The 3,118-nt window shown below is 66.7% G+C and carries 4 protein-coding genes and 1 tRNA gene; 4 read left to right on the top strand and 1 reads right to left on the bottom strand.

All coding sequences use genetic code 11. From position 1 onward, the window contains the following. Positions 1–911 (bottom strand): prephenate dehydrogenase (locus A5745_RS07000; protein ID WP_254848508.1); only part of this gene is annotated, 911 nt, incomplete at its 3' end. Positions 912–1,042: 131 nt separating this feature from the next. Here A5745_RS07000 and A5745_RS06995 point away from each other — a divergent pair. The 4 genes from A5745_RS06995 (at position 1,043) to A5745_RS23955 (ending at position 2,811) form a co-directional block, all read left to right on the top strand. Then, positions 1,043–1,564: a tRNA adenosine deaminase-associated protein gene (locus tag A5745_RS06995; protein WP_076063464.1), complete on the top strand. Its 522-nt coding sequence runs from the start codon at positions 1,043–1,045 to the stop codon at positions 1,562–1,564. A gap of 9 nt (positions 1,565–1,573) precedes the next feature. Continuing rightward, positions 1,574–2,032 carry a nucleoside deaminase gene (locus A5745_RS06990; protein ID WP_076063466.1) on the top strand — a complete coding sequence of 153 codons (459 nt, stop codon included), beginning with the start codon at positions 1,574–1,576 and terminating at the stop codon, positions 2,030–2,032. 29 nt (positions 2,033–2,061) lie between these two features. Beyond that, positions 2,062–2,151 (top strand) — tRNA-Ser (locus A5745_RS06985). A 444-nt stretch (positions 2,152–2,595) separates the two neighbouring features. Next, positions 2,596–2,811, top strand: coding sequence for an SDR family oxidoreductase (locus A5745_RS23955; protein WP_254848507.1), 216 nt, complete (start codon positions 2,596–2,598; stop codon positions 2,809–2,811). The last annotated feature ends 307 nt before the right edge of the window (positions 2,812–3,118 follow it).

Raw genomic sequence — 3,118 nt, 5'->3', positions numbered from 1 at the left:
GAGGAGCCGACGAAGACCGGCAGCGTGCCCTCGGGCACGTCGAGGCTGAGCCGGCCCACCGCGGTGCCGCCGCCACCGAACACCTTGCTCACGTTGTCGAAGCGGGTCCGCGCCGCGTGGCCGGCTTCGACAAGCTCGGCCACCGAGATGTCGCGGTCGAGGGAGTCGCGCGCACGACTCAGCAGCTCGATGGCCCGGTCGAGGGCCGGCAGCAGCTGGCTGGAATTGCCTTCGCACATCGCACGCACCAGGTCCGGCGCGCTCGCGGCCACCCGCGTCCCGTCGCGGAAAGACCCTGCGGCCAGGGCAAACGCCAGCGGCACCTCGGCGGCGGTGATGGCGAGGGCCTCGGCGAGCAGGTGCGGCAAGTGCGAGATGGCGGCTGCGGCGGCGTCGTGCTCGTCGGACTTCGCCGGCACCACCGCCGCGCCGCAGTCCAGCGCGAGCGTCATGACCATCGACCACACTTCGGGATCCACATGGTCGTCGACGCTGACGACCCACGGGGCCATGGTGAACAACCCGGCATGGCCGGCGGGCCAACCGGACTCGGCCGTGCCCGTCATCGGGTGACCGCCGACGAAGCGCTGCAGCAGACCGGCCGCCGCGACCTCGTCGAGCACCGCGCTCTTGACGCTGGTGACGTCGGTCAACGGACAGTCGGGGGCCAACTCGCTGACGTGGGCCAGCATGCTGGGCAGCGCCGGCATCGGCACGGCCAGCACGATCAGCGCGCCGAGGTCGGCGGCGCGGGTCAGTGTTTCGGTGAGGTCGGTGCTGGCGTCGAAGCCGTCGGCGACGGCTCCCTGCGCGCCTTCCACTGACCTGTTGTAGCCGAACACTTCGCGGCCGGCTTTTGCGGTGGCCCGCATAATCGAGCCGCCGATCAGTCCCAGACCGAGCACGCATATCGGTGTCTTCGTTGCCGTCCGAGCCACAGTCCAAGGTTGGCACAGTTCCGCACGACGTGGTGGTTCAGGTTCGCTCGCACGCGTGCGTCTGTCTGGTCAAGGGGCCTGGTCAGCGACTAGCGTATGCGGCCATGGGAGCACAACGGGCCTCTGCACAGGGCCCGTCCGCGGACGTGCCGGACGGCTTCGGTGTCGCGGTCGTGCGCGAAGAGGGCCAATGGCGCTGTTACCCGATGGCCGCGAAGTCATTGACGAGTCTCTCGGCGGCAGAGACGGAGCTGCGTGAACTACGCAGCGCCGGAGCGGTGTTTGGGCTTCTCGACGTCGACGACGAATTCTTCGTCATTGTGCGCCCGGCACCCTCGGGGACCCGGCTGCTGCTGTCGGACGCCACCGCCGCGCTGGACTACGACATCGCGGCCGAAGTGCTGGACAATCTCGACGCCGACATCGACCCCGAGGACCTCGAGGACGTAGAGCCGTTCGAGGAGGGCGATCTCGGGTTGCTGGCCGACATCGGCCTGCCCGACGCGGTATTGGGTGTCATCCTCGATGAGTCCGACCTTTACGCCGACGAGCAATTGGGGCGCATCGCCCGGGAGATGGGCTTCGCCGACGAGCTGTCGGCGGTGATCGACCGCCTCGGTCGGTGACCACAGTCGGTGATCGCTGACGAAGATCTGATCCGTACCGCGCTGTCGGTTGCCGCGACGGCGGGTCCCCGCGACGTTCCTATTGGTGCGGTGGTCGTCGGCGCCGACGGAACCGAACTCGCCCGGGCGGTGAATGCCCGTGAGGCCCTTGGTGATCCGACCGCGCACGCGGAGATCCTGGCGATGCGGGCGGCGGCCGCCGTGCTGGGCGACGGGTGGCGGCTGGAGGGCACCACGCTGGCGGTGACCGTCGAACCCTGCACCATGTGCGCGGGCGCGCTGGTGCTGGCTCGCATCGAGCGGCTGGTCTTCGGCGCCTGGGAGCCCAAGACGGGAGCGGTTGGATCGCTGTGGGATGTGGTTCGCGACCGACGACTCAACCACCGCCCGGCCGTGCGGGGCGGGGTACTCGCGGAAGAATGCGCCGCACCGTTGGAGGCCTTCTTCGCTCGCCAGCGATTGGGTTGAGCGGCGGACGGTTCGGTAAGCTGCTCGGCGGTGGCGTGTCCGAGCGGCCTAAGGAGCACGCCTCGAAAGCGTGTGACGGCTAACACCGTCCGAGGGTTCAAATCCCTCCGCCACCGCCACAAACTAGCCGAGCATCAGAATGGCCGCTGGCCGCAAAACGTGACGAGGCTTGCCCCAGAGCTCCCGCCGGGGCCTGATCGCCTGATTAGCCGGGGCGGTGGGTTGACTTCAGCCCACCCTCCATTGGGGCGCAGACTTTCGGACCCAGGAGTCCCGACAAAGTTGGCCCATCTGTCCATAGAGGGCGGTGGCATCGCAATTGCCTTGGTATCTGTGCAGGGGGTTCTCGCGCAGGGATTTGTCGACGCAAGCATGGTGGGCGGCGGGATCGGTGATGCTGACACAGGGATCGTCGGCGTGCGCTTGTGCTGGCGGAATGCGGAAGGGTGTCAGTGCTATGGCTGCTGCCGCTGACACGCCAAATATTGCCCTCTTCAAATTAGTTGTTCCTTTTCCGCCCCCCTACTAGCCGTGTTGTCGTCACCTACACATTGTCGCACTTTGTGACGTTGCCGCCCGGCGTGACGTGGCTAGTACGCAGCCAGTACGCAGGAGAATTACGGGCAGCTTTCAGCAACCATCAGAACCAGCCGCCGACGGGGCGGTTCACCACACCTGAAGAGGTAGCTGATCTCGTTGTCTTCCTGGCCGCCAGCCGCACGGGAAATATCGTCGGATCCGACCACCGCATCGACGGCGGATTCATCACCACTATCTGACGTTTGACAAATAGCCTCGCCATAGGCCCTTTTACAGCAACGCTGCTGAGGTTACGATTGCCCTGCACGGAGATCTGAAATGCGCAGCGCAGCTAATCATTTGATGCTCATTGTCCCGGCCGTCCTCGGGCCGCTGGTAATCGCGACCTCGCTGTCGCCGGCAGTCAGTAGCGCAGCGGAGTGCGGCGAAGGAACCGTCTATGACGCGCCATCCGATACGTGTGTCGTTCTCGCACAGGCACTCCCACCGCCAGCTCTTCCACCCCCGCAAGCAGATTCACCACCCCCACCGGCATCGCGGCCGCCA

It is taken from the genome of Mycobacterium sp. IS-2888, from assembly GCF_001954215.1.
GTDB lineage: Bacteria > Actinomycetota > Actinomycetes > Mycobacteriales > Mycobacteriaceae > Mycobacterium.
The sequence above is the reverse complement of the archived record's forward strand: the minus strand, read 5'-3'. Positions and strand labels throughout refer to the sequence as shown.